The 26,648-nt window shown below is 69.4% G+C and carries 22 protein-coding genes; 14 read left to right on the top strand and 8 right to left on the bottom strand.

Going from position 1 to position 26,648, the window contains the following annotated elements; genetic code table 11:
• Window positions 1-102 precede the first annotated feature (102 nt).
• On the bottom strand, window positions 103-1,443 hold the full coding sequence (locus tag ACLJPX_RS28325) for an aspartate aminotransferase family protein (protein ID WP_410603230.1): 1,341 nt from the start codon (window positions 1,441-1,443) through the stop codon (window positions 103-105).
• 86 nt (window positions 1,444-1,529) lie between these two features.
• On the opposite strand from ACLJPX_RS28325, the gene ACLJPX_RS28320 reads away from it, so the two are divergent.
• Window positions 1,530-2,426, top strand: a complete 897-nt coding sequence (locus ACLJPX_RS28320; RefSeq protein ID WP_101610109.1) for a LysR family transcriptional regulator — start codon at window positions 1,530-1,532, stop codon at window positions 2,424-2,426.
• Here ACLJPX_RS28320 and ACLJPX_RS28315 read toward each other — a convergent pair.
• The gene (locus ACLJPX_RS28315) at window positions 2,347-3,573 is read right to left on the bottom strand and encodes an MFS transporter (RefSeq protein ID WP_410603228.1); all 1,227 of its coding nucleotides are present in this window, start codon (window positions 3,571-3,573) and stop codon (window positions 2,347-2,349) included. The genes ACLJPX_RS28320 and ACLJPX_RS28315 overlap by 80 nt on opposite strands.
• Before the next feature lie 64 nt (window positions 3,574-3,637).
• On the opposite strand from ACLJPX_RS28315, the gene ACLJPX_RS28310 reads away from it, so the two are divergent.
• Complete coding sequence (locus ACLJPX_RS28310; protein WP_410603226.1) at window positions 3,638-4,012, top strand: MerR family transcriptional regulator; 375 nt, start codon at window positions 3,638-3,640, stop codon at window positions 4,010-4,012.
• Between the two features lie 90 nt (window positions 4,013-4,102).
• On the top strand, window positions 4,103-5,242 hold the full coding sequence (locus ACLJPX_RS28305; protein WP_410603224.1) for a Gfo/Idh/MocA family protein: 1,140 nt from the start codon (window positions 4,103-4,105) through the stop codon (window positions 5,240-5,242).
• Here the strand turns inward: ACLJPX_RS28305 and ACLJPX_RS28300 are convergent.
• On the bottom strand, window positions 5,239-5,979 hold the full coding sequence (locus tag ACLJPX_RS28300; RefSeq protein WP_410603222.1) for a GAF and ANTAR domain-containing protein: 741 nt from the start codon (window positions 5,977-5,979) through the stop codon (window positions 5,239-5,241). The genes ACLJPX_RS28305 and ACLJPX_RS28300 overlap by 4 nt on opposite strands.
• A gap of 61 nt (window positions 5,980-6,040) precedes the next feature.
• Window positions 6,041-7,939, bottom strand: a complete 1,899-nt coding sequence (locus ACLJPX_RS28295; RefSeq protein WP_410603220.1) for a GTP-binding protein — start codon at window positions 7,937-7,939, stop codon at window positions 6,041-6,043.
• Window positions 7,940-8,198: 259 nt separating this feature from the next.
• On the opposite strand from ACLJPX_RS28295, the gene ACLJPX_RS28290 reads away from it, so the two are divergent.
• The 5 genes from ACLJPX_RS28290 to ACLJPX_RS28270 all read left to right on the top strand — a co-directional run bounded on the left by ACLJPX_RS28290 (window position 8,199) and on the right by ACLJPX_RS28270 (window position 14,526).
• Window positions 8,199-11,765, top strand: coding sequence for a discoidin domain-containing protein (locus tag ACLJPX_RS28290; RefSeq protein ID WP_410603218.1), 3,567 nt, complete (start codon window positions 8,199-8,201; stop codon window positions 11,763-11,765).
• A 122-nt stretch (window positions 11,766-11,887) separates the two neighbouring features.
• A complete protein-coding gene (locus tag ACLJPX_RS28285; protein ID WP_410603216.1) occupies window positions 11,888-12,487 on the top strand; it encodes a TetR/AcrR family transcriptional regulator in 600 nt (199 codons plus the stop codon).
• A complete protein-coding gene (locus ACLJPX_RS28280; protein ID WP_410603214.1) occupies window positions 12,477-13,358 on the top strand; it encodes a crotonase/enoyl-CoA hydratase family protein in 882 nt (293 codons plus the stop codon). Before ACLJPX_RS28285 ends, ACLJPX_RS28280 begins: the two co-directional genes overlap by 11 nt.
• Complete coding sequence (locus ACLJPX_RS28275) at window positions 13,355-14,245, top strand: AurF N-oxygenase family protein (RefSeq protein WP_410603212.1); 891 nt, start codon at window positions 13,355-13,357, stop codon at window positions 14,243-14,245. The genes ACLJPX_RS28280 and ACLJPX_RS28275 overlap by 4 nt, the downstream gene beginning before the upstream one ends.
• Window positions 14,246-14,268: 23 nt before the next feature.
• A complete protein-coding gene (locus ACLJPX_RS28270; protein WP_020631028.1) occupies window positions 14,269-14,526 on the top strand; it encodes a hypothetical protein in 258 nt (85 codons plus the stop codon).
• Window positions 14,527-14,589: 63 nt separating this feature from the next.
• Here the strand turns inward: ACLJPX_RS28270 and ACLJPX_RS28265 are convergent, their stop codons facing one another.
• Window positions 14,590-15,357, bottom strand: coding sequence for a S1 family peptidase (locus ACLJPX_RS28265; RefSeq protein WP_410603209.1), 768 nt, complete (start codon window positions 15,355-15,357; stop codon window positions 14,590-14,592).
• Window positions 15,358-15,560: 203 nt separating this feature from the next.
• Window positions 15,561-16,280, bottom strand: a complete 720-nt coding sequence (locus ACLJPX_RS28260) for a S1 family peptidase (protein WP_101610100.1) — start codon at window positions 16,278-16,280, stop codon at window positions 15,561-15,563.
• Between the two features lie 572 nt (window positions 16,281-16,852).
• On the opposite strand from ACLJPX_RS28260, the gene ACLJPX_RS28255 reads away from it, so the two are divergent.
• From ACLJPX_RS28255 to ACLJPX_RS28235, 5 genes are all read left to right on the top strand, one after another.
• A complete protein-coding gene (locus ACLJPX_RS28255; RefSeq protein WP_410603207.1) occupies window positions 16,853-17,794 on the top strand; it encodes a hypothetical protein in 942 nt (313 codons plus the stop codon).
• 10 nt (window positions 17,795-17,804) lie between these two features.
• Window positions 17,805-20,507, top strand: coding sequence for an AAA family ATPase (locus ACLJPX_RS28250; RefSeq protein ID WP_410603205.1), 2,703 nt, complete (start codon window positions 17,805-17,807; stop codon window positions 20,505-20,507).
• 64 nt (window positions 20,508-20,571) lie between these two features.
• Complete coding sequence (locus ACLJPX_RS28245) at window positions 20,572-21,066, top strand: nuclear transport factor 2 family protein (RefSeq protein ID WP_410603203.1); 495 nt, start codon at window positions 20,572-20,574, stop codon at window positions 21,064-21,066.
• A gap of 20 nt (window positions 21,067-21,086) precedes the next feature.
• Complete coding sequence (locus tag ACLJPX_RS28240) at window positions 21,087-21,923, top strand: alpha/beta fold hydrolase (RefSeq protein ID WP_410603201.1); 837 nt, start codon at window positions 21,087-21,089, stop codon at window positions 21,921-21,923.
• A gap of 27 nt (window positions 21,924-21,950) precedes the next feature.
• Window positions 21,951-22,649, top strand: coding sequence for an alpha/beta fold hydrolase (locus ACLJPX_RS28235; protein ID WP_410603199.1), 699 nt, complete (start codon window positions 21,951-21,953; stop codon window positions 22,647-22,649).
• A 236-nt stretch (window positions 22,650-22,885) separates the two neighbouring features.
• Here ACLJPX_RS28235 and ACLJPX_RS28230 read toward each other — a convergent pair whose 3' ends face one another.
• On the bottom strand, window positions 22,886-23,425 hold the full coding sequence (locus ACLJPX_RS28230; RefSeq protein WP_410603197.1) for a pyridoxamine 5'-phosphate oxidase family protein: 540 nt from the start codon (window positions 23,423-23,425) through the stop codon (window positions 22,886-22,888).
• 123 nt (window positions 23,426-23,548) lie between these two features.
• Here ACLJPX_RS28230 and ACLJPX_RS28225 point away from each other — a divergent pair, with 123 nt between their 5' ends.
• The gene (locus tag ACLJPX_RS28225) at window positions 23,549-24,508 is read left to right on the top strand and encodes an NAD(P)/FAD-dependent oxidoreductase (RefSeq protein WP_410603195.1); all 960 of its coding nucleotides are present in this window, start codon (window positions 23,549-23,551) and stop codon (window positions 24,506-24,508) included.
• Between the two features lie 256 nt (window positions 24,509-24,764).
• Here the strand turns inward: ACLJPX_RS28225 and ACLJPX_RS28220 are convergent, their stop codons facing one another.
• On the bottom strand, window positions 24,765-26,261 hold the full coding sequence (locus ACLJPX_RS28220; protein WP_410603498.1) for a DUF2079 domain-containing protein: 1,497 nt from the start codon (window positions 26,259-26,261) through the stop codon (window positions 24,765-24,767).
• Between the last annotated feature and the right edge of the window lie 387 nt (window positions 26,262-26,648).

Genomic DNA, 26,648 nt, shown 5'->3' with positions numbered 1-26,648 from the left:
TTAACCGATATGGCCTAAGATCAGGTCACGGTTGGAGCCGGACGGGAATGTGAAACGGTAATTCTCGCACGGAGACGAAGACGTTACGAAAGTGACGAAGAATCATCCGTCGAACCGGTCGAGGGCATTCCCGATCGCCTGGTCCAGAATTCCCAGGCCCTCCGCCAGTTCGTCTTCCGTCGCGGTCAGCGGGGGTGCGATCCGGAATACGCCGCCCATCCCCGGCAACTGCACGATGTTCATGTGCAGTCCCAGTTCGAGACAACGCCGGGTGACCCGTGCGCCGAGTTCGTCGGAGCTCCGCTTCGTGGAACGGTCCAAGACGAGCTCGACACCGACGAGCAGGCCCCGTCCGCGGATGTCGCCGATGACGTCGTGACGATCGGCGAGGTCTTCGAGACCGCGGCGGAGAAAGGCACCCAGTTCGGTGGCGCGTTCGTCGAGCCTGTCCCGGGTGAGGACGTCGAGCACGGTGTTCCCGACGGCGGCCACCAGCGGGTCCGCGACATGCGTGGTGAAGAACAGATAGCCGCGGTCGTGCGCCTCCTGCTCGATTTCCGCGCTGGTGATCACCGCCGCCAGCGGAAGCCCGGCGCCCAGCGTCTTGGACAGGGTCAGGATGTCGGGGACGACGCCGTCGCGTTCGAAGGCGTACCAGTTTCCCGTGCGGCACAAGCCGGTCTGCGCCTCGTCGAGGATCATCAGCATTCCGCGTTCGCGGCATTTCTCGAGCAGCGCGGCGAAGTAGCCGGGCGGCGGTTCGATGATCCCGCCCGAGCTGAGGATCGGTTCGACGACGCACGCCGCGAGGCTGCCGACGGATTGGGCGTCGATCATCTCGAACCCGAAGTCCAGCTGGCGCCGCCAGTCCAGTTCTCCTTCGGCGGTGAGGAAGTCCGGTCGATAGGGGTTCGGCGCGGGAATGGCGAAGTTGCCCGGCGCGGACGGGCCGTAGCCCTTGCGGCCCGCGCTGTAGGTCGCGTTCGCCGCGGCCTGCGTCATCCCGTGCCACGACCTGGCGAACGACACGATCTCGTGCTTCCCGGTGACCAGTTTCGCCATCCGGATCGCGGCCTCGTTCGACTCCGCCCCGGTGGTCAGCAGCAACGCCTTTTCCAGCGGTGACGGCAAAGTCTCGGCCAGCCGCCGCGCGAGGTCGACGACGGGACGGCTCAGCATCCCGCTGAACAGGTGGTCGAGCGAGCCGATCTGCCGCCGCACGGTGCCGACGATCTCGGGATGCGAATGCCCCAGGATCGCGCTCATCTGCCCGGACGTGAAGTCGAGGATCCGCCGCCCGGACTCGGTGAACAGGTAGCTCCCGGCGGCGTGGTCGATGATCTCGCGGGTGAAGTCGCCGGCCCCGGCGTAGCGCACGAGGTGCCTGTCGGCGTCGGCCCAGAAGCCGTCGGCGGTGGTCAGGTCGGTGATCGGAGCAGCCATGCCTCGACGGTAAAACGGATCCGAGCGACACGTCCATCTCACAATTCCGGCTGTGCTGTTCGCTTGATCCGTACAACAATGGCCCCATGCTCAACCCATGGAGACTCAGCCTGCTGAGCAGGCTGGACACTCTCGGCACCGTCCGCGCGGTCGCGAAGGCGGCCAACCTGAGCGCGTCGAGCGTGTCCCAGCAGCTCGCGGTCCTCGAGGCCGAAACACGCACGCAACTGCTGGAACGCACCGGCCGCCGCGTCCGGCTGACCCCGGCCGGGCTGATGCTGGCCCGCCGCGCCAGGGCGATCCTCGACCACATGGACACCGTCGAGGCGGAGTTGCGCAGCCTCGGGGAGGCGCAGACGGGGCTCGTGCGGCTCGGCGCCTTCCAGAGCGCGATCCACACCATCGCCGTGCCTGCGGTGCTCCGGCTGGCCCGCTCGCATCCGCAGCTGGACATCGAGTTGCTCGAACTCGAACCGCACGTGAGCATGTCCGCGCTCCGCGTCGGTGACGCCGACATCATCATCACCACCACGGACTTCGTCGAGCAGCCGCTGGGGCCGGACGTCGAGCTCGTGCCGCTCGCGGCCGACCCGGTGGTGCTCGTCGTCCCGCCCGGCCATCCGGCCGCGGGCCGGGGTCCCGCCGACCTCTCCGCCTACGCGAGCGAGCCCTGGGCGTTCGACATCCCGAAGTCGTACATGGCGAACCTCGCCACCCGGCTCTGCCGCGAAGCCGGGTTCGAGCCGCGTGTGATCGGCCGGTTCAGCAACTACATGATGACCTTGCAGCACGTCGAGGCCGGACTCGCGATCGCGCTCCTGCCCGGCCTCGCCGTCGACAAGCGCTACAAGGTCGCCACCCGCGAGCTCGCGACGCCGGTCACCCGCGCCATCACCGCGGCGATCAGGCGTGGCTCCGCTCCTCGCGCGGCTGTCGACCTGGTTCTCGAGGCGATCCGGAGGCATCCGGAACTGCCGCTGTGAACCCGTGCCGCCGCGCCACCAGCACCACGGCCAGCGTCGGCACGAGCAGCGCCAGGACACTCCACGGGAACGATCCGGCGCCGAACCCGGCGAGGAGGACACCGCCCGCGATCCCGCCGCCCGCCATCGCGGCGTTCCACAGGGTGACCAGCATGGCCTGCGCGATGTCCGCCGCGCCGCCCTTGTCGCCCGCCTGCGCGGCGGCGGTCTGCAACAGCGTCGGGATACCGCCCCAGCCGAGCCCCCACAGTGCCGCCGCGACGTAGACCAGCGCCGGGTTTTCGCCAAGCAGAGCCAGAATCGTCGCACCGAGGGCGACGAGGACGGTGCCGGCGACGGTCAGCGCGCGCAGCCGCCGGTCGATGCGGAGGCCGACGAGCCAGATGCTGACCATCGACGCCAGCCCGAACACCAGCAGGATCCGGTCGACGGCGCCGCCCATCGACACGTGGTCGAGGAAGGTGGCGATGTAGGTGTAGAGGATGTTGTGCGCCAGCACGAAGGTCAGCGTCACGAACAGGACGGCGGCCACGCCGGGCACGGCGAGGGTCCTGCGCACCGGGAGCCTGCCGCCCTTGTCCTGTCCCGGGAAATCGGGGACGGCGAGCGCGATCCAGCCGAGGAGGCCGAGCGCGATCGCCGACATGAGCGAGAAAGTCACCTGCCAGCCGAAGAGGTTGCCCAGGAACGTGCCGGCGGGGATGCCGAGCGAAAGCGCGAGCGGGATGCCGGTCATCACGACGGCGATCGCCTTGCCCCGCACCGGTTCCGGGGCCAGCCGCCGCGCGTAGCCGGTCAGCAGCGCCCAGACCACGCCCGCCGCGATCCCGGCGACGAACCGCGCGCCGAGGGTCAGCGGGTAGCTCGTGGACAGTGCCGTGACCGTGTTGGCGACCGCGAAACCGGCCACGCCGGTCAGGAGCAGGCGTTTGCGCCGCCAGCCCGCCGTCGCGGCGGACAGGGGGATCGCGGTGAGGGCGGTGCCGATCGCGTACACCGTCACCAGCTGGCCGGTCGCCGCCTCGCCGACGCCGAGACCGGCGCTCATCGCGGGCAGCACCCCCGCGGGAAGGGCTTCGGTGAGGACGGTGACGAACGCCGCCGTCGTCAGCGCGAGCAACGCGCCGAGTGGGAGTTTCGGAGTCATGGTCCGTATGCTCGAACCATCACATAGATGTGAAGGTCAAGTCGGCCGGGGTGAGGTGGCGCACATGCGGATCGGAGAGCTGTCGGAGCGGACGGGGACGTCGCGCCGTCTGCTGCGGTACTACGAGGAACAGGGTCTCATCATCTCGGAACGGCAGGCCAACGGCTACCGCGACTACGGCGAGCCTTCGGTCGACAGGGTCATCCAGGTCCGCGGTCTGCTCGACGCCGGGCTGCCGACCCGGATCATCAAGCAGATCCTGCCGTGCCTGGACAAACCCCGGCAGATCTACTTCCCGGACGCGACCCGGGAGATGCTCGAGACGCTGGAGGCCGAACGCGACCGGATGACCCGGCGCGCCGAATGCCTGCTCCGCAACCGGGACGCGATCACGGAGTACCTCGACGCCGTCCGCGCCTACGACCCCGCCGCCTCCTGATCCGAAGGACACCTTCGCCGGGTCGCTCTTGACACCGCGTGAAAGCGCTTTCAGGATGGGTGCGAGAAAGCGCTTTCAGAAGGAGAACGGATGACCACGCGGAAACTCGGCGTCGTGATGAACGGCGTCACCGGGCGGATGGGCTATCGGCAGCACCTGGTGCGCTCGGTCCTGGCGATCAGGGAGGCGGGCGGGGTCGAGCTGGCCGACGGGTCGCGGGTCCAGCTGGAGCCGGTACTGGTGGGGCGCAACGCGGACAAGCTCGGGGAGATCGCCAAGCGGCACGGCCTGACCCGCTGGACCACCGACCTCGACGCCGCGCTCGGCGACGACGACCTCCCGCTGTACTTCGACGCGCAGCTGACCGCCGTCCGCGAGAAGTCGATCATCCAGGCCATCGACGCGGGCAAGCACATCTACACCGAGAAGCCGGTGGCGGAGTCTGTCGAAGGCGCGCTCGCCCTGGCGCGGCACGCGGAGGCGGCCGGGGTCAAGAACGGCGTCGTCCACGACAAGCTGTACCTGCCCGGCTTGCTCAAGCTGAAGCGGCTGATCGACAGCGGCTTCTTCGGCCAGGTGCTCTCCGTGCGCGGAGAGTTCGGCTACTGGGTCTTCGAAGGCGACTGGCAGGCCGCGCAGCGCCCGAGCTGGAACTACCGCGCCGAAGACGGCGGCGGCATCGTCGTCGACATGTTCTGCCACTGGAACTACGTGCTGGAGAACCTCTTCGGCGCGGTCACCGCGGTGACCGCGAAGGCCGTCACCCACATCCCGGAGCGCGTCGACGAGAAGGGCGAGCGGTACGCCGCCACGGCCGACGACGCCGCGTACGCGATCTTCGAGCTCGAAGGCGGTGTCATCGCCCAGCTCAACTCGTCCTGGTGCGTGCGGGTGCACCGCGACGAACTGGTGGAGTTCCAGGTCGACGGCACCCGCGGCAGCGCGGTCGCCGGTCTGCACAAATGCGTCGTCCAGCCGCGGGAAGCCACGCCGAAGCCGGTGTGGAACCCGGATCTCGCCGAGACGCGGTCGTATCGCGCGCAGTGGCAGGAAGTGCCGGACAACGAGGACTTCGGCAACGGTTTCCGGGCCCAGTGGGAGCAGTTCGTCCGCCACGTCGTGGAGGACGCGCCGCACCCCTACGACTTCATGGCAGGGGTGCGCGGCATCCGGCTCGCGGAAGCCGGCCTCGAGTCGTCACGGGAGAACCGCCGGATCTCGCTGGCCTAGCTGCCGAAAACCGTTCCCGGGTCCTCGGCGATCAGCACCGAGATCTCCCGGATCTTGCGGTTCGTGTGCTGCGACGCCTCGGTGAGCCAGCGGAAGGCCTCTTCGGCGTTCAGTTCCAGACGTGCCATCACGATGCCCTTCGCGGTGGCGATGGCGTCCCTGGTCTCCAACGCGGCGACCAGGGTCTCCGCCTGTCTTTCGGCGGCGGCCCAGCGGGACGCGGTCAGGACGATCGCCGAGATCGCCGAGGTGAACATCGCGACCAGCGCCGCTTCGACGGGATCGAAAGCGTTCTCCTCGAAGCTCCAGACGTTGAGGGCGCCCGACAGCGGCTCGGTGTCGCGCCGCCTGAAATGGGATTCGTCGGGGACGAACAGCGGGCAGGCCAGCGCGGTCCGCACGCCCAGCTGCTCGGCGGCGGCCGCGAAGTCCGGCCAGCGTTCGGCCGCGGTCTCCAGCCGCGTCCGGACGATCGTGCCGCTCTGGGCGGCCTTCAGGCAGGGCCCCTCGTCCGCGCTGTACTGCGCCTTGTCCAGGGGAAGCAGGGACTCGTCGGTGGTGGCGACGGTGCTCGGCTCGTCGTCGGAATACAGCGTGACCGTGGCCGCGTCCGCGCCGGGCAACATGCCGACCACCTTCTTCGCCACCCGTTCCAGCAACGCGTCTTGGGGCTCGTCGAGCCGCATCGACTCGGTGAGCTCCCGCAACGCCGCCGCGGTGTCGCGAAACTGATCCATCGTGTCCCTTTCCCGAGGCCGGTCCGGTCGCACCGGCCTCCCCAAAACGTACTCGTCCCGGCTAGCCGGGCATTGGCCGATTCGGGGTAACCCTCGGGCGATGGCCCGCGGGTTCGGCGGTCGCCAGGCCCTCTCCGCGGGTGAGTCCCGGCAGGTGCCGCTCGAACCGGGCGACCTGGTCGGCGGGCAAAGTGCCCGTCAGTTCCGCCCGGTCACCGCGCGGGACCGACCCGGTCACGGTCCCGCCGAGCTCGATCAGCAGGGAGAGCGTGCCGTTGACCGTGTCGGCCGGCAGTTCCACCTCGACGCGGCTGACCGGTTCGAGCACCTCGGTGCCCGCCTCCCGGAGCGCCTCCGCCAGCACGAGCGGGGTGACCTTGCGGAAGTCGCCCGCCGCGCTGACCGGGCTGAAGTAGCCGGTATGGGTGACGGTCACCACGCAATCGAGTACCTCCCGGCCGGACGGACCCCGCCGCAACGTCGCCTCGACGGTCTCCTCGATGGCCTTGTGGAAGGCGAGCGGGAGGGAGCCGAGCTCGACGTCGAGGCCGAAGGCCAGCCCGGAGCCCGGTGCGCCGGGGCCGACCCGCAGCCCGAGCGTCGCGAAGTACGGATTGCGCTTCTCGGTGATGAACCACACCGCGGATCCGGTGCCGGTCGGCCGCTCGGCGAAGATCGTCCTGGTGAGACTGAACTCGACGTCGAGGCCGTGCTGGGTGGCGAGTGTCTCCGCGATGATCTCCTTCTGCACCTCGCCGTAGAGCCGCACGGAGATCTGACGCGTCTCGTCGTCTTGACGGACGGTGATCAGCGGATCCTGTTCCGCCAGCTCCAGCAGGGCGGCGAACACCGGCGGCGTCTCCTCGGGCCGCGCGGGACCGACCACGGTTTCCAAGGCGGGCGGTGGGAACTGCGCGGCGCCCTCGGTGCCGGGGACGCCGACGCGGTCGCCGATCCGGATCTCCTTGAGCCCGGTGACCTTGGCGATCTGCCCGGCCCCCGCGCGGGCCTCGACGGTGTCGGCGCCGAGTGTGAAAACGTGCACCGCGCTCACCTTCGCCTCGGTCGTGACCGTCCCGCCGGGGCCGCGGCGATGGAACCGGACGTGGTCCCGCGCGCCGATCTCGCCGGAGAACACGCGGAGGTAGGCGATCTTCTCGTGGGCGCGGCCGCGTTCGATCTTGAACACCGTGGCGCGCAACCGGTCGTCCGGTACGGGCTTTACCGCTCCCGCGAGGAATTCGCGGATGCCGGAGGTCAGTTCGGCGATCCCTTCACCGCTGCGCGCGGATCCGAAGAAGACCGGGGAGACGCCGCCGAGCCGCGTCTGGCGGACGACCTCGGCCCGGTAGTCCCCGGCCGTCAAGGTGTCTTCGAGATACGCGGTCAGGAAGGCGTCGCTGTGTTCGGCCAGCTGTTCGGCCAGCCCGGGCGCCGGTGAGACCGGCCGTGGCCGGACCCTCGCGGCCGTCGTGCCGAGGTCGTCGACCTCGGACATCGCCGCGCACGTGACACCGAGGCGTTCGGTGAGGTCGTCGAGAAGGCCTTCGTAGCGGGCACCCGCCCTGTCGACCTTGTTGGCGAAGATCACTACGGGGATCCGCAGCCGGATAAGCGCGCGCATGAGCACCCTGGTCTGCGCCTGCACCCCCTCGACGGCGGAAACGACGAGGACGACGCCGTCGAGCACTCGCAGCGCGCGCTCGACCTCGGCGATGAAGTCCGGGTGACCCGGGGTGTCGATCAGATTGACGCGCAGGTCGCCGATGCGGAACGAGACGACGGCCGAGCGGATGGTGATGCCGCGACGGCGTTCCAGCTCCATCGTGTCGGTGCGCGTGTCCCCGGCGTCGACACGGCCGAGGGTGCCGATGGCACCGGTGTGATGGAGCAGGCGCTCCGTCAGGCTCGTCTTACCGGCGTCGACATGGGCGAGAATGCCGATGTTCAGGTACTCCATGGATGAACGGCTCCAGGGCTGTCGAAAGGTCCGTACGACTCGGGGACTCGACAGCGCACCGCACGCCGTTCTCCTTCTTCCGGGGAAACACCTGGTCAGGCCGGACGTTAGCAGCGTGTTTCCGGCCGGTCACGCGATTTAGGGCCGGGCGTTGACTTGCGGCGCCCCATGGGCTGTAATTCTTGAACATTTCAGCGCAAGAACATGACAAGAGTCAGGAAGATTCCGCTCAGTCCCCTCCCCGGATCAGAGGAATGTCATGAGAACGAAGCGCCTTCTGACGCGCGCGGTGACGTACGCCGCCCTGTCCCTTCTCCTGGCCCCGCCCGCCATCGCGGCGAGCGACGCCTCAGCCACCTTCGCGACTTCTGCCGCCGACGCGACCTACACCGCGAGCAGCCAGCAGGCCGGTTACCCCGTCTCGAACGTCGGGGACGGCGACCAGGCCACCTACTGGGAGAGCGCGAACAACCAGTTCCCGCAATGGATCCAGGCCGACCTCGGCGCGGCCACGAACATCGCCAGGCTGGTGCTGAAACTGCCGTCCGGCTGGGAAGCCCGCACCCAGACCTTCGCGGTACAAGGCAGTGCGAACGGCTCGAGTTTCAGCGACCTCGCGCCGTCGGCGGGCCACCGGTTCGATCCGGCGACGGGCAACACGGTCACCCTCGACGTCACCGGGAACACCCGCTTCGTGCGGCTGAACGTCACCGCCAACACCGGCTGGCCCGCGGCGCAGCTCTCGGAGTTCGAGGTGCACGGCCCGGCGGGCGGGGACACGCAGCCGCCGTCCGCGCCGGGGAACCTCGCCTACACCGAGCCGTCGAGCGGCAAGATCCGGCTCACCTGGTCGGCTTCGACCGACAACACCGGTGTCGCGGGCTACGACGTGTACGCCAACGGGCAGCCTCGCGGAAGTGTCGCCGCGGACGTCCTGACCTACACCGACGACCAGCCGGAAAGCGCGACGGTCGCCTATTCCGTGCGTGCCCGCGACGCCGCGGGCAACCAGTCGCCCAGCAGCGGCACCGTGACCAGGACCGGGACCCAGGCCGGGACGAATCTCGCGCTGGGCAAGCCGATCACGGCGTCCTCGGTCCAGCACACCTTCGTCGCGGCCAACGCCAACGACGATTCGGTGACCACGTATTGGGAGGGCGCGGCGTACCCGGACCTGCTGACCGTGGCGCTCGGCTCCAACGCCGAACTGGACCGGATCGTGGTCAGGCTCAACCCGGATCCGGCCTGGGGCCAGCGGACGCAGACGATCGCTGTCGAAGGGCGCGACCAGGGCGGATCCGCGTTCACCACGCTGGTGCCCGCGCGGACGTACACCTTCACTCCGTCGAGCGGGAACGTCGTGACGATCCCGGCCGGTGGCCGCGCCGCCGACGTCCGCCTGCGGATCACCGCCAACTCCGGCGCCCCCGGCGGTCAGGCCGCGGAATTCCAGGTCTTCGGTGTCCCCGCGCCGAACCCGGACCTGACGGTCTCCGGGGTGTCCTGGTCGCCGCAGAACCCGGTGGAGACGGACGCGATCACCGTGTCGGCGACCGTCCGCAACGCCGGGACCGCGGCCTCGGGCGCGACGAACGTCAACCTCTACCTTGGCCCGGCGAAAGCGGGAACGGCGCAGGTCGGCGCGCTCGCGGCCGGAGCCTCGGCGACGGTGTCGGCGAACATCGGCACCAGGGACGCGGGCAGTCACCAGGTCACCGCGAAGGTCGACGAGGCCAACACCGTCATCGAGCAGGACGAAGGCAACAACTCCTACACCGGTTCGACGGCACTCGTCGTCAGCCCGGTGCGGAGCTCCGATCTGGTCGCGGCCACCGCGTGGTCGCCGAACAACCCCACGGCGGGTGACATGGTGACCTTCAGCGCGACGCTGCGCAACCAGGGCACGGTCGCCTCGGCCGGCGGGGCGCACGGCGTCACGGTGACGATCACCGATCAGAACGGCGCCGTCGTCAAGACGCTCAGTGGTTCGCACACCGGCGCGATCGCCGCCGGGGCCACCGCGCCGCCGGTGAACGCCGGCACCTGGACCGCGGGCAACGGCCGGTACACGGTCAAGACGGTCGTCGCGAACGACGCCAACGAGCTGCCCGCGAAACAGGGCAACAACACGAGCACGCAGGCGTTGTTCGTCGGACGGGGCGCGAACATGCCCTATGACATGTACGAGGCCGAAGACGGTGTCGCCGCGGGCGGCGCGTCCGTGATCGGCCCGAACCGGAAGATCGGCGATCTCGCGGGCGAGGCGTCGGGCCGCAAGGCCGTGACGCTGAACTCGACCGGCTCCTCGGTGGAGTTCACCACCCGCGCGGCGACGAACACCCTGGTGACCCGGTTCTCGATGCCGGACGCCGCGGGTGGCGGCGGGCAGAACTCGACGCTGAACGTCTACGTCGACGGCACGTTCCTCAAGGCCATCGACCTGACTTCGCGCCACGCGTGGCTTTACGGCCCCGAAGCCTCTCCGCAGAATTCGCCGGGAGCCGGTCCGGCCCGGCACATCTACGACGAGGCGAGCCTGCTGCTCGGCACCACCGTGCCCGCCGGGCACAAGATCAAGCTGCAGAAGGACGCGGCCAACGGCTCGGCGTACGCGATCGACTTCGTGAACTTCGAGCTCGCGACGGCGACCGCGAACCCCGATCCGGCGCGCTTCGCCGTCCCGGCCGGATTCACCCAGCAGGACGTGCAGGCCGCGCTGGACAAGGTCCGCCAGGACCCGAACCTCACCGGCGTCTTCCTGCCGCCGGGGCAGTACCCGATGACGAACAAGGTCACCGTGTACGGCAAACCCGTCACGATGGTCGGCGCCGGGCCGTGGTTCACCAGGTTCACCGCACCCGCCGGACAGGAGAACACCGACATCGGCTTCGACGCGCAGGCGAGCGCGAGCGGGTCGACGTTCGGCGGATTCGCCGTGTTCGGGAACTACACCTCGCGCAACGACGGGCCGGGGAAGGTCTTCAACTTCACGAACGTCTCGAACATGACCATCGACAACATCTGGGTGGAGCACCAGATGTGCCTGCTGTGGGCGACCAATGTGGACAACACGACGGTGAAGAACTCGCGGATCCGCGACCTGTTCGCCGACGGGGTCAACTTCACCAACGGCAGCACGGGAAACCGGGTCACCAACAACGAGGCCCGCTCCACCGGTGACGACAGTTTCGCGCTGTTCGCCGCCACGGATCTCAACCCCGGCAACCAGTACGACAACGTGTTCGAGAACCTGACCGTGCTGCTCCCGTGGCGCGCGGCAGGGCTGGCGGTGTACGGCGGGTACGGAAACACCTTCCGGAATCTGTACATCGCGGACACGCTGACGTACTCGGGGATCACGATCAGCTCGCTCGACTTCGGCTACCCGTTCCTCGGTTTCGGTCCGCAGCCGACGACCGTCCAGAATGTCTCGCTGGTCCGCGCCGGTGGCCATTTCTGGGGGCAGCAGACGTTCCCCGCGATCTGGATGTTCTCCGCGTCCAAGGAGTTCCGGGGAATCCGGGTGTCCGATGTGGACATCCAGAGCCCGACTTACAGCGGCATCATGTTCCAGACCAAGTACACCGGCAACCGGCCGGAGAACCCGGTCGAGGACACGGTGCTGACGAACGTGTCGATCAGCGGCGCGCACCGCAGCGGTGACGAGTTCGACGCGAAGTCGGGGATCGGCGTCTGGGTCAACGAGCTGCCGGAACCGGGGCAGGGCCCGGCCGTCGGCTCGGCGACCTTCACGGGGCTCACCCTGAGCGACAACGCCGAGGACATCCGGAACACGACGAGCACCTTCACGCTCACCCGCAACTGAGTGCCCCCGGCGCCCGCCCGCGTTTAGTCCTCTGGTTGCGGTCCCTGCACGCGCAAGGACCGCAACCAGAGGACTACTCGCAGCCCGTTGCTGAAGTGCGGAATCCGTGCTTCACTCCTTCCGTGCCGTACCGACGTACCGAGAAGACGCAGGCCAGGCTGGACTCCCAGCGAGGCGAGATCCTGGCCGCGGCCATCGCGCTGCTGGCCGAGACCGGCTACGCGGGCTGCTCCATGGCCGCGGTCGCGGCGCACGCGGGCGTGGGCACCGGAAGCGTGTACCGCCAGTTCCCGTCGAAGGCCGACCTGGTCGTCGAGGTCTTCCGCGAGGTGGTCTCCCGCGAGGTCGCCGCCGTCGAGGCCGCCGCGTCCCACGGTGACGTGCGGGAACGGGTGGTCGCGGTGATCGAGACCTTCGCGGGCCGGGCGCTGAAGGCGCCGCGGCTCGCGTACGCGTTGCTGGCCGAGCCGGTCGACGCCGTGGTGGAGGCCGAGCGGCTGGTGTTCCGCCGCGCTTTCCGCGAGGTCATCGCCAGGAACATCGCCGACGGGGTGACGAAGGGACTGCTGCCCTCGCAGGACGCGGAGGCGACCGCCGCGGCGCTGGTCGGCGCGGGTGCGGAGATGCTGGTCGGCCCCCTGGCCGGGAACGGCGGCCCGGACACGATCCCGCATCTGGTCACCTTCACCCTCCGCGCGCTGGGAGGTTCCGATGGCGTTTGAGACGCTCACTTACCGGGTCGAAGACCGGAAGGCATACCTGACGTTGAACCGCCCCGAGCGGCTCAACGCGATCAACGACGTCATGCCCGGCGAGATCCGGCAGGCCGTCGAGCGGGCGAACGAGGACGACGCGGTCCGCGTGATCGTGGTGCGCGGCGAGGGCCGGTCGTTCTGCGCCGGATACGACCTCAAGCAGTTCGCGGAGGAAGACACCGAGGGCCGCTGGAACCAGGGACCGGTCTGGGATCCGGTCAAGGACTACCGCGTGATGAAGCGCAACACCGACGACTTCTTCAGCCTGTGGCGATCCCTGAAACCCACCCTCTGCCAGGTCCAAGGGCACGCTGTCGCGGGCGGCAGCGACATCGCGCTCTCGTGCGACGTGCTGATCATGGCGACCGACGCGCGCCTCGGCTATCCGCCCGCGCGGGTGTGGGGCTGCCCGACGACCGCGATGTGGGTCTACCGCGCCGGAGCCCAGCGCGCGAAGCGGATGCTGCTCACCGGCGACACCATCGACGGCACCACCGCGGCGGAATGGGGACTCGCGCTCGAGGCGGTGGAACCCGAGCGGCTCGAAGCCGCCGTCGAGGAACTGGCCGACCGCATGGCCGGGGTGCCGACGAACCAGCTGGTGATGCAGAAGCTGATGATCAACCAGGCTTACGACAACATGGGCCTTTCCGGCACCCAGACCCTCGCGACCCTTTTCGACGGCATCACCCGGCACAGCCCGGAAGGCCGATGGTTCCGCGAGTTCGCCGAACGCGACGGTTTCCACGAGGCGGTGGCCTATCGCGATTCCGGACAGGTCATCCCGGACGGCGGCGGACCGCTGCCGGAGAGCAAGGATTCGAGGAGGTCGTCATGACCGCGAACACCGAAAGCGAACGTGTCGCCGAGCGCCTGCAGCGGTCCTCCGCGCGGCTTTCCTACGACCCGGACGTCGATGTCGACTGGCTGGCGCCGCTCGTCGAAGGTGCCTACGGCAAGGCGCCGGAACGCTGTTCCTTGTACGGCACGGCTTTGTGGGACCGCCTCGACGAAGGCCGGCGCGGCGAACTGAGCCGTCAGGAGGCCGCGGCCGCGGCGGCGTCGGGCATCTGGTTCGAGCTGATCCTGATGCAGGGCCTGGTGCGCCACGTGTACAACAGCGACCCGACGACGCACAACGCTCAGTACGCGCTCACCGAGATCGCCGACGAATGCCGTCACAGCACCATGTTCGCCCGCTCGATCGCGAAGACCGGCGGTGTCGTCCGCCGCCCGAGCCGGTCGGCGCACCGGGCGGGCAAGGTGTTCGGCGCCGTCTGCGGCCCGGCGCTGCTGTTCGCCGGAGCCATCTACGTCGAAGAACTCGCCGACGGCATGCAACGCGAGATGATGCGCGACTCCAGCCTGCAGCCGATGATCCGGATGATCTCCCGTATCCACGTCATCGAAGAGGCGCGCCACATCAGCTTCGCCAAGGACGAACTCGGCCGGGCCTGGGCCCGTCACGGGCGTGTCGGCCGTGAGCTGATCCGCTGGGCGATTGCCGCGATGGCCTACGTCGCGACGTCGGAGTTGTTGCACCCCAAGGCGTACACCTCCGTCGGACTGGACCCCCGTGAGGCCCGCCAGGTCGCCGACGCGAATCCGCACTGGCGCCGGACCAAGGCGTCCTGGGCGGCCAAGGCCGTCGAGTACTTCACCGAGATCGGCCTCATCGGCGGCCCGAGCCGCCGGTTGTGGCGCCGGGCCGGCGTCCTCGACTGACACAGAACACGAAAGGTGACTTCATGTCCGCACGCACCGGCAAGGTCCTCGGCCTCGGCATCGCCGCGACCGGTCTCGCCCACTTCGCCGCCCCCGCCGCCTTCGAGCCCGTGACGAAGATGGCCTTCGCCGACGACGTCCGCAACTGGACCTATCGCAACGGCGCCACCGAACTCGCCATCGGTCTGGCCATCGCGGCCCGGCCCACCCGGAAGGCCGGGGTCGCGGGGCTCGCCGTCTATGCCGGATGGCTGGCGAAGCGCGTTCTCGCCCGGCGATAGCCGAGCAACCGAGAAAGCGGGCCGCCCGCCGGCGTGGATCGGCAGGCGGCCCGCTCTCATCGGTCAGACCCCGCTGGTCTGACGGATCCAGTCACGGCCCGCGGCGACGCTGCCGTAGCTGGTGGTGCTGGACCGGTCGCTGGTCGAGCACACGCCGACCTGGACACCGTCGTCGATCATCGGGCCGCCGGAGTCCCCGCCCGCGACCGCGCCGTTCGGGGTGTCGGCCGCGATCGCCGGGCCGCCGTAGGTGTCCTGGGCGTTCGTGTCGGAGATCCGGACCGACGCCTGCTTGAGCACCTTCGACTGGTGGTCGCCTTCGTGGTCGGCCTGGGTCGCGCCCCAGCCGTACACGCGGGCGGAATCTCCTTCCCGAGCGTCGGAAGTGCTGCTCGCGAGGCGGGCGAAAGTGCTTCCCCCGTCGGCGTTCAGCTTGATCAGGGCGAGGTCGCCGCCCGAGTACAGGTAGGTCGCCGAAGCCTTGGCGTGCACGCCGCCGGAAGCGCTGTTGGAACCGATGTAGAGGTCGATGTCCTTCAGGCGCTGACCGTTGTTGTCGTACAGGCAGTGCTTGGCGGTGAGCACCCAGCGCGTGCTGATCAGCGTGCTGGTGCAGAAGAAGGTGTAACCGTTGGCGTGGCCGTTGAACCGGGCGATGTAGCCGGGGTTCTGGGCCGTGCTGCCGCCGATGATCGAGGGCTCGGCACCCGGCGAGACCGGGGCGGTCGGGGCGCTCGCCGCCGCGGGCGCCGCGGCGAGGGTCGCGAAAGCGGCGCAGGTACCGGCGAGAAGGGCGACGGCGCGGGCGACCCGGCCGGTGGTTTCACGCATGGGGACTCCTCGGGGAATGGGGGAGGGGGACACTTCGAACGTATTCAGGTGAGGTGCCCCGGGAAATCCGCGAGAAGATCCGAACCGGTCAACGGGAAAGAACAGTTCTTTCGGCGGATTGCGCCGCGGAAACCGTCCAAAATAGACGAAAGAACCGGCACGCCTCGACGAGCGAGGCGTGCCGGTTCTCCGTGTTCCGAGGCTCAGACGCCGGTCTGCTGCCTGATCCAGCTCAGGTGCTGGGCGATGCCGGTGTAGAGGGTGCTGGTGGCGCATTCGCCGCCGTTGTCCCCGGGGCCGTGCGTTTCCCCGACCAGGGTCCAGCGTCCGGTGGTGCCGACGACCGCCGGTCCGCCGGAATCGCCGTGGCAGGCGGAATGCGTGCGATCGCCGGAGATGCAGACGTCACCGGAGCCGCCACCGCCGGCGTAACACGAGCTGCTGGGCAGCACCCGGAGGTCGATCTGGCGCAGCGTGGTCGGCGTGCTGCAGCTCGGCCAGCTGGTGCAACCCCAGCCGAGGAGCCGCGCGGTGGTGTTCGGCGCCGGGTTGCTCGAAGCCATCGCGACCGGGGTGGCGCGGACGGCCGTGGACAGGTGCATGAGGGTGAGGTCCGTGCCGGCCTTGTTGACCCGGCGGTCGATCCTGCCGACCTCGCCGCCGGAGTTCTTGTTCGTCGAACCGATCCTGCCCTGCGACGCGCTGCCGCAGTGGGTGGCCGTCACGATCCACTGGGGCGCGACGAGGCTGCCGCCGCAGCCGTTGTTGAGCGAGACCATGAAGCTGTAGGTCTCCGTGGCGGTGCCGCCCCCGATGATCGAAGGTTGCACACCCGAGTCCGTTTGGGCGTTCGCGATTCCGGGCGTGGACACCGCGAGTGCCGCCGCCAGGATCCCGAGAGCGACTGAAGCCAGTTTTCGCATGGTTGCTCACAATCGGGCGGCCGAGCCGCCTGGTGGTCGTGGATGAGCGAGGGTGATGCGGAATCCGGCAGAGGTGCTCGATGCCGGTCGATCCAAGATGTCCGACAACGGGAGAAACGGAATACCTTCCTAGGTAGGGAGACGAAAGTCGCGGATCGTTCCGCGAAGAGCCGGTACACGGAACACCGGCTGCCTCAGGCTTTTCCGCCGGGAGAGGCCGTCGCGGCCGAAATCCCGGAACGTTCACGGTTCCGGCGCGGGGCCGCGGGCGGCCGGGATTCGCACCTCCGGAATGGTTTCTCCCGATTGTCCGAAATCGCCGCGGAATCGGTCATCGCCACGCGGTTCGCACTCGAGGATTATGTGAAGCGGTATAAGGGAATCCGCGTCAACGGAACAGGACACTACTTTCTGCGGATTGCGCTCACCCCGGAAAGCCGTCCAAGATCACCGCTGAAGTCCGGCGGGCCACGACCCCTGCCGCGGCTTGCCGTACCAAGGGCACGACCGGCGACGACCCGCCGTCCGCGGCTCCGGTTTCGACGCGATCGTCCTTTCGGGGAGAGAATCCGATGTCGCTGTTCGTCGTCACCCCCGGGGCCTCGGCCGAGGAGGAACTGGCGCGCTCGCTCGCGACAGGGCCTTTCAGCAAGGCGTTGTCACGGGCGATCGACCATAGGGGTCTGGGGCTGGGCAGGGTGAAGGACCGGCTCGCCCGAGCGGGTGTGTCGGTCAGTACGACGACGCTGAGCTATTGGCGCACGGGGCGGACCAGGCCCGAGCGCGCCGAGTCGCTGCGCGCCGTCGCCTTGCTTGAGGACCTTCTCGGACTCCCCACGAGATCGTTGCTCGATCTGCTCCACCGGCCGGAGGGCGACCGCCCCGCGATCCGCCGCGTGGTCGGCTGGGACCGGCTGTGGGACCCGCGAGAGCCGGTGCTTTCCGTGCTGCATTCGTTCGAGGCGGCGGACGAACCGTCCCTCGTCCTGCTGAGCCTGCACGAGTCGCTGCACATCGGGGCCGACCGGACACTGACCCGGTTGCGCGTGCGAGAAGTCGTCCGTGCCACCGATGAGCCCGCCCAGGCCAGGCTCGTGGTCCTGCGTGGTTGCGCGCCGGGAAGCCCGCCGAGACTGGTGGCGACCCGCTATTGCGTGCCCGGCCGCACCGAGGTGTTCCCGGAGCAGGCGCTCATCGTCGGCGAACTGGTGTCGAACCGGATGCTCGCCCCGGGGGAGACCGCGATCCTCGAATACGAATTCGAGTACACCGACGGCGTGCCCGACGATCGCCACGACCGGCGATTCCGCCACTCCGTGCCCGAGTACCTCCTGGAGGTCCACTTCGCGCCCGAGGCGACGCCGGAGAGTTGTCATTCCTATCGGCTGGATCACGTCTCCGGCCCGGAGCGGGACGTCACCGACGTGCCGCTCTCGGCGTCCTCCCCGGCGGTCGCCTTCGCCGCGGCGGTGACGCCCGGGATCCAGGGGATGGCGTGGACCTGGCCTGTATAGGCTCCGTCGAGTGATTCTGTACGGACGGCACCAGGAGAAACTCGAGCTCGACCGGGCCCTGGAAGGCGCGCGTCAGAGCCGGGGGACGGCACTGGTGCTCTGGGGAGATCCCGGGATCGGGAAGACGGCGCTGCTCGGCTACGCGACCGCCGCCGCGACCGGGTTCACCGTCCTGAGCTGCCGCGGCACCCGGATGGAGTCCGGGCTGGCGTTCGCCGCGCTGCACGAACTGCTCTGGCCGGCGGTGGACCGGGTCGGCACCCTGCCCCCGCCCCAGGCGGCCGCGTTGCGCGGCGCGCTCGGGCACAGCGGGGAGACCGCGGACCGCTTCCTCATCGGGGTGGCCACGCTCACCCTGCTGTCCGAACTCGCCGCCGAGCGGCCGGTGCTGATCACCGTGGACGACGCGGACCTGCTCGACGAACCGACCGCCGAATGCCTGGCCTTCGTCGCGCGCCGGCTGCGCGCCGAACCGATCGCCCTCCTGCTCACCGGCCACGCGGATCCGGCGTCGGAAGGTCTCTGGGAACCGGTGCCGGGGCTGGAGATCGGCCCACTGTCCGAAAGCGACGCGGTCGACCTGGTCCGCCGTGAGACGGCCGCGCCGGACGAGGAGGCCGTGCGCCGGACGGTGCGGATGGCCGCCGGGAATCCCTTGGCGCTGCGCGAACTCCCCGGTGTCCCGCAGGAAGCGGGGGAGTACGGCTCGATCGGTCCCCGGCTCCGCCGCGCCTTCGGTGCGCGTGCCGCCCGGCTCTCGGACGCCGCGCGAACGTGGCTCCTGGTCGCGGCCGCCGAGGACCGGGGAGTCCACCACTCGGTGCGCGAGGCGGCGGCCGTCCTCGGAGCGAACACGGTCGCCGGGGACGAGGTCCTGCGCTCGGGCCTGCTGACGGTCACCGAGGGACGGCTTCGCTTCCGGACCCCGCTGCTCGCGGCGGCGGTCTACGAGGATGCCCCTTTCACCCAGCGGCAGGCGGTACATCGCGCGCTGGCGCAGACGTTGCGGGGCAAGGACGACGAAGGTCTGCGGGCCTGGCATCTCGCCGCGGCCGCCGCCGAACCCGACGAAGACGTGGCCGTCCTTCTCGAACGCAGTGCCGGGAACAGCCGGACGCGAGGCGGTCACGCGTCGGCGGCGCGGGCGCTGCGCCGGGCGGCCGAGCTGTCACCGGCGCCGTCGGAGGCGGCCCGCCGGTTCGCGCTGGGGGCGCAGTCCGCGTGCGAGGCCGGGCAGGTGAGCACGGCGCTGGACCTGCTCGACCGGGCCGACGAACTGGCGTCCGAGGAAGCGGTCGCGGCGGCGAGCGGAGGACTGCGGGGCCTCATCGAGTTCGCGAACGGTGACCAGGAACACGCGCACCGGCTGCTGCTGCGCGACACCTACGCGGTGACCGACCCGGGCACGGCCGTCGAGCTGGCCTGCGTCGCGGTCCGGGCGGGCTGGTCGGCCGGATCCCCCCAGCGCCAGGCCGAAGCGTTGCACCGCCTGGAAAAACTGGCCGTCGACGGCGACTTCGCCGAAGCGGCACTGCTTCCCGTCCTGGAGCAATGGTGGGGCAGCGGGCCGAAGGCGCGCCCGGACGAGGCCGTCACCCCGCTCGGCGCGGTGTCCTGGCGGCTGCTGCCTCCCGCGCCGCTGGCCGTGGCGTGGGGTGCGGAGCGGCCGATGGCGCGGGCGTACCGGCGCGAGGTGGACAGGCTGCGCAGGACGGAAGCCGTCCAAGGGCTGATGCTGACCGTGTCCCAGACGGTGACGATCGACATCGTCGCGGGAAGGTGGACGGAGGCGGCGGCCAACGCGGCCGAAACCCTGCGGCTGGCCGAGGAGATGAAGGCCGACCACGCGGCTTCGCAATGCCGCAACTCCCTGTCCTGGCTGGCCGCGCTGCGCGGCGACGAACAGGCCGTCACCGACCTCACGACCCGGACCCTGGAGCTGTCCGTGCCGCGCGGAGTGCGCGCGCTGACGGCCGCGGCCACTTGGAACCTCGGGCAGGCGGCCCTGTTTCTCGGGCGGCCCCAAGAAGCCTTGGATCACTTGGCGCGGCTGACCGAGCCAGGGAATCAGGCGGCACACGCGACCTTCGCGCTGCTCGCGGCCGAGGACACGGTGGAAGCGGCGGTCCGCGTCGGCCGTCCCGAGCTGGGCACGCTCGCGCTGCGGGCGCTGCGAGCTTGGGCCGAGCGCGCCGGGGCCGCCTGGGCGGTGGCCGCGGCGCATCGCTGCACGGCACAGCTGGCGGGGGAGGGCGCGGAGGACTCGTTCCTGCACGCGCTGGAGGTGCAGGGAGTGGCCGAGCATCCGTTCTCCCACGCGCGGACGCGGCTGCTCTACGGAGAATGGCTGCGACGGGCACGACGTCGCACCGAGGCACGGGTGCAGCTGACCGAGGCCGCGGAGGTCTTCCGACGGCTCGGCGCCGCGCCGTTGCTCGAACGCAGTCTGAACGAAGAGGAACTGACCGGACGACGGCCGAACCGCGCCCAACCGGACACCGGCCGGACGGAACCCCTCCTGACCCCTCAAGAGCTGAGGGTGGCGCGGCTCGCCGCCGACGGCCTCACCAACCGGGAGATCGCCGCCCAGCTGCTGATCAGCCCGAGGACCGTCGGCCACCACCTGTCCAGCGTCTTCCCGAAGCTGGGCATCGCGGGCCGGACCGAACTGGCCGAAGTGGACTTCGAGGACGGGCCACGAGTAGGTCGGTGAGCTCGGTCACCGACCTATTCGATGACCGATGCCGACGTGAGCGAAGCTGCCTAGCTTTGCTCACATGACGGAAGACACCGCCACGCCCCTTTCCGCACTGGACCGCTTCGAGATCTTCGAACAGCTCGTGCGTCACCAGCGGTACATCGACAACGACCCCAGCCGGGCCTCGGCGGACAAATACGTCGGCCTGTACTGGCCGGAGGCGTCCTTCACCGTCAACGATCTGCGTTCGCAGACCTTCACCGGGCCCGACGAGCTCAAGAACCTCTACGACTACGCGCACAGCGTGTTCCCGCTGGAGAAGTGGTTCCACGACGTCGGCTGGTTCGAGATCGACGGCGCGGGCGACTCCGCCGACGTGCTCTGGCGCTGGCGGGTCAGCTGGAAGGAAGACGGCGAAGGAGTCGTCTCGACCGGCACGTACCGAGACCGTTTCGAGCGGCGCGCGGGCCGGTGGAAAGTGATCGAGCGGGTCTCCGACGTCGACCCCAACTGGCCCGCGGCGCTGTTCCAGCCCTATGTGGACCGTCAGGCCGAACTGTTCAAAACCTCCTGAACGACAAAGGAAACACGAGAATGTACGAGAAGATCCGTTCAGGTTCGCGACGCAAGTGGCGCTTCGCCGTCGGCGCGGTGGTCATCGCCGCCGCCACCTTGACCACCGGTGCCGCCTCGGCCACCCCACGGCCGGACGACCGGGTCAAGCCCGCGATCCTGTTGGTGCACGGCGCTTTCGCCGACGGCTCCAGCTGGAACGGTGTGGCCACGAGGCTCCGCCACGACGGCTACGAAGTGACCATGGCCGCCGTCCCGCTGCGCGGCCTGACCTACGACTCCGCCTACATCCGGAGCGTCCTGCGCTCGATGCCGCGCAAGACGATCGTGGCAGGCCACTCCTACGGCGGCGCGGTGATCACGAACGCGGCCGCGGGCGAACCCAAGGCCGCGGGCCTGGTCTACGTCGCCGCGTTCGCCCCGGACCAGAACGAAACCGTGGGCGCGCTGGACGACCGCTTCGGTGGTCCCGCCAAGAAGATCACCACGCCCACCGAATACCCGCTCCCGTCCGGCTCCGGGACGGCGGTCGAGCTGGCCATCGCCCAGGACAAGTTCCACCACTACTTCGCCCAGGACGTTCCCCGGAACGAGGCACTGACGATGGCGGCGGGACAGCGACCGGTCGCCGTCGCGGCCTTCGGCGAGGTGTCCGGCGTTCCGGCGTGGAAGACCTTGCCCAGCTGGTACGTCCTCGCCCGCGACGACCGGATGATCCCCGCCGCCGGCCAGCGGGAGATGGCCCGCCGGATGAACGCCACCGTGGTCGAACGGTGGGCGAGCCACGCGATCACCGTGTCGCAGCCGGGTTCGGTGGCCGAGGTCATCGAGACCGCCGCGCGCCGCACCCGCTCCTGACCTCCTTCACGCAGAAAGAAGTCCACAATGGACAAGCCAACCGTCGTGCTGGTGCACGGCGCCTTCGCCGACGCGGGCAGCTGGGACCCGGTCACCCGGATCCTGCGGCAGCGCGGTTTCCCGGTGATCGCCGCCGCGAACCCCTTGCGGGGCCTCGGCCATGACGCGGCCTACGTCAAGTCCGTGCTCGACGGGGTCACCGGCCCGGCCGTCCTGGCCGGTCACTCCTACGGCGGCGCGGTCATCGGCAACGCCGTCACCGAAGCCGTCACCGCACTGGTCTACATCGCCGCGTTCGCCCCGGACGAAGGCGAGTCGGCGGGCGAGCTGGACGGTCGCTACGGCGGTCCGGCCACCGAGATCACCCTGCCCCGGCCGTTCCCCGGCCCGGCGGAACCGCCCTCGGTGGAGTTGACCGTCGATCCGGCGAAGTACCACGAAATGTTCGCCCCCGACGTCGACGCCACCACGGCGGACGCCTTGGCCGCGGCCCAGCGGCCGGTCGCACTGTCAGCGCTGCTGGAACCGTCCGGCCCACCGGCGTGGAAGTCGGTGCCGTCGTACTACGCCGTCGCCACCGCCGACCGGATGATCCCGCCCGCCGGGCAGCGTGAGATGGCCGCGCGCATGGGCGCGACCACCATCGAGATCGAAGCCGGTCACGCCGCGATGTTCGGGCGGCCGGAAGAGATCGCGGACCTGATCACCACCGCCGCGGGCCGATGACGAGCCGGGGGTGCGGGCCGAAAGCTCGCACCCCCGGACTCGGCTATCCGCTCAGCCCGCCACCACGGCGGCGAGACCGTCGTGCCCGCGTGCCAGTAGTTCACGCACGACGTGATGTCCGATGTGATCGGCTTCAAACCTCACCAAAGCCCACCAACGATATCAGGGGCTCGAACCCCGGAACCGCTGGTTGAGAGTCGGAACCTTGGCATGAGGTGGACCCGCGCGAGCTCTCTTCAGCCTGACGGTTGTTGGTCGAGCAGACCGACGGGGTCGTTGCTGTAGGCGACCATCCAGCTGGGATCGATGCGATACCAGACGTTCTCGTCCCAGAACGGGTCCTCGCTGTCGCCGTCGTAGTGGTTGACGAGGTAGTCGCGGATCGCCGGCCAAGTCGGGTCGCTGCTCGTCCCCTCGGGGTTCAGCGGAACGGCGTGTCCGTGCGTGAAGATGCCGAGCTGCTCGCCGCGCATGAAGGTCGCGCTGATGCCGGGCCGCGCCGCGAGATGACGGGCTTTGGCGGCCTGGCGGTCGGTGCCGACGATCCAGCGGCCGTGCAGGAGGTGCCCGTCGGCGCCGCTGATGCGTGGCTCACCGCGCCGGGTGACCGTGGCGATGGCCAGGGTGCACATGCCGTGGCAGACCCGGACGACCTGCTCGGCGTCCAAGGTGGTTTTACCTGGCCGGATGATCGATTTGAGGTGGCTGTTCGAATCGGCCAAAGACGTGTCGAGCAGGACTTGGAGGCTGTGGAGCTCGTCGGGAGTCTCGAACATGCGGCTAGTCAATCAGCTCCCACCGGGCGGTGGTGATCGCCCGCCGCACCTGCGGGCGCCTCCATTGTGCCGTTTCGGCAAGGTAAATTGCGATAGGCAGCTGACCGCTGCACCGTTGCTCGCATGAGCACTCACGACGTAGTCGTCATCGGTGGTGGACCAGCGGGCCTGGCGGCGGCTGTGACGTTGGGCCGTGCCCGGCGTGACGTACTGGTCATCGACGCGTGCACGCCCCGCAACGCGCCTGCCACCCAGGTCCACAGCTATCTCGGACGCGAAGGTGTCGATCCGCACGAACTGCTGACCATCGGCCGATCGGAGGTCGAGCAGTACGGCGGCACCGTCCGCGACAACACCGTGATCGGCGTGAAGCGTGTCAGCGAGGATGCCCTGCGGGTCACCCTTGCCGACGAGAGCACTGTTGACGCAAGGCGGGTACTGGTGGCCACTGGTGTCGTCGACGAGCTGCCCGACATCCCCGGCGTCGCCGACCGCTGGGGCGTGGACGTGCTGCACTGCGCCTACTGCCACGGCTACGAGGTTCGAGACAAGGCAATCGGGCTGATCGCCAGCGGCGTCGCCTCACTCCACCAGGCGCAGCTGTGGCGTCAGTGGAGCGAGAAGGTCACCCTGTTCACCAACGAGTCCGTGGAACTGACCGCGCCGCAACGCACCGAGCTCGCCGCGCGCCAGATCAGCGTGGTGCCCGGCCGGGTCACCGGCGTCGAGGTCACCGACGACGCACTCAGCGGCGTCCGGGTCGGTGACAGCGTGACCGAAGTCCAGGCCGTCGTCGTCTTCCCCGTGTCGGTGGCCAAAGTCGACACTCTGCTCGCGGACCTGGGCCTGACAGCCGAGGTCAAGGACATGGACGGCCAGCTCATCGGCGAGACCCTGCCCGCCGACCCCCAGACGGGTGCGACCTCTGTTCCCGGGGTGTGGGCGGCCGGCAACGTGCGGGGACACCGGGCGCAGGTCATCGACGCTGCCGCACAGGGTGGGCTGACCGGGGCGATGATGAACATCGACCTGGTCACCGAGGACGTGCACCGCGCCGTCGCGGCACATCCCGTCACGCTCTGAACTTCTCGTGAGTCCAGCGTGCGCAAGTTCGATGAGCGCCGACACGAGGTGGCAGCGTGGGCGAATGCCTCCAGATCCGGTTGGAGCTGGACGCGGTGTTCGACGTGGCGTCCGATCTCAGCCGGACGATGGCACCCTGAGGCACAGGTCCAGGGTCGCGACGCCGGGCGGTTGGAGGACCGGTTGCGCGGCGCCGTGTCGTGGGAGGAGCGATCAGGCTTTGCCGCGGAAGCTGCCGCGTTCGCCCTGTCTGGTGTCATTTCTGCGGTTGCAATCGGTAGAGTGCGCCCGTTTTGAAGGCGATCACTCCTCCGATCGTCGCACCGGCTGGTGCGACGGCTTGAAAAGCCATGCCTTCCGGTGCTGGAGTCTTTGTCTTGGCCACCGACCCGGGCAGGCCGACGAGGCCGCCGCCGATGACGGTGTTGTTCTGGTCGACGACGAGGACGCAGTCGGCCCGTGTGCCGCCGATGGTGGCCCATCCGCCGAGGACTGTGTCCCCGGTCGGCGAGGTGCCCAGTTCGCCGTGCGTGTCGCCGGCTTCGGTGGCGAGGGGGAGGGGCGCCGCTGCAGGCAGGCGGCTGCCGAGTTCGGGACCGCCGCAGCCGAGGGTGAAGGTGCCGTTGAAGGGATACGCGCCGAGCGAGCGCGCCGCGGGTGCCGCGGCACGCTGGATGTGCAGGGTCTCGAGTACTGCTGGTGCGTCGACGCGCAGGGCGATGGCGGCGAGATTCAAAGGGCCATAGTCGTGCCGGACGCGATCGGCCTTGGCGCCGCCGATGGCATGGGTGAGGAGTGCGACGGTCACGGTGGCGACGATCAGTCGGCGCAGTGGCCATTGTGGACGGTTGATGGCGATCAAAGCCAGCAGGGCACTGGTGGCGAGTGCGCCGATGAGGACGTAGCGGCTGATCAGTCCGATGTTGCCACCGGGTACTTGGTCGGTCGTCCGGCCCATCGCCACCATGCCTGCGAGCAGGACGGCGTACGTGGCGGTTGCGATCCAGCCGGACAGTCGCGGATTCGCTTCGCGGACAACATGAACCAGTGCCGCGGTGGTGATTCCGCCGGCGATCACGGCGACGACGGCGACGTCGGCCGACCACAGTCCGCCGAGCGCAGCGGCGAAGACGGACAGCCTGCCGTCGGGATCGAACGCCGACGTGGCCAGCGAGTGTTGACCGGAGGGCTTCGTCAGGAACCACGCCACGACAACGAGAATCCCGATCGCGCCAGGGATGAGGATGCGCAGACGAGAGTCTTTGCGCAACCAGGCGACGAGGGCCAGGACGAACCAGATCGGTAGTGCGGCGCCGAAGCTGAGGCAGCCCAGTGTCGCGGCGATACCTGCTGCCCAGCTCATGCCGCGGTGTGCGCACGAGATCGCGAGAACACAGAAGAACACCGCGGGGGTCCAACTGATCCCATTGGTGCCCTGTAGCCACAGTTCGGTCGCGTGAGAACTGAACAGTAGCCACGAGAATCCCGTCAGGACAACGGACTTCGTCGTAGGAGAGAGAGAAGCCGGAAGCATCGAGTACAGGCAGGCCGCGATCCCGGCCACCAGCAGCACCGAGAGCACGGTCAGGACCCGGTTGTCCCCGCCGAACCACGCCGCGTCTGCCCAGAACACCAGCGACGGCAGGACGAAGGGCTGATCGAGATGATAGGTGAACACCTGACCGAGCAGCAGATCGCCGTTGTCGTCGGTGATTTTCGCCAATACATGCCAGTAGTCGAGCAACACGTGCATCTTCGGCGCTCGTGCGGCGGTGAACAGCGCCAGCCCGAATGGGACGATCGCGAACAGCCGCAGCGCGATCAGGCCGGAGCGCCGCCACGGGCGGTGCTGCGTGGGGCGCGGGAGCTGGCTCGTGTCAGCGAGACGGGCGGGGGCTGACTGGGTCACGGATCTCCTGCCGGGGTGAGGTGGGCACGCCGCCCGGAGAGTTGAGCGGTTTGCCCGATTCGACTCCGAAACTGCTGTGACCAGTGTCTTTACGCGACCCCTCGACACTTGGCAAGAGTGAGGTTCACCTCAAGCGGTGATGTAACGACCACGTGTGGTCGCGACGATCAAACGGCTCGGTCGGGCGGATCACTCCCTCGACCACGCCCCGGTCTCCGACAGGTCGAGGGT

Source organism: Amycolatopsis sp. lyj-90 (assembly GCF_046549035.1).
Taxonomy (GTDB): domain Bacteria; phylum Actinomycetota; class Actinomycetes; order Mycobacteriales; family Pseudonocardiaceae; genus Amycolatopsis.
This window is presented reverse-complemented; position numbering and strand designations above follow the sequence as displayed.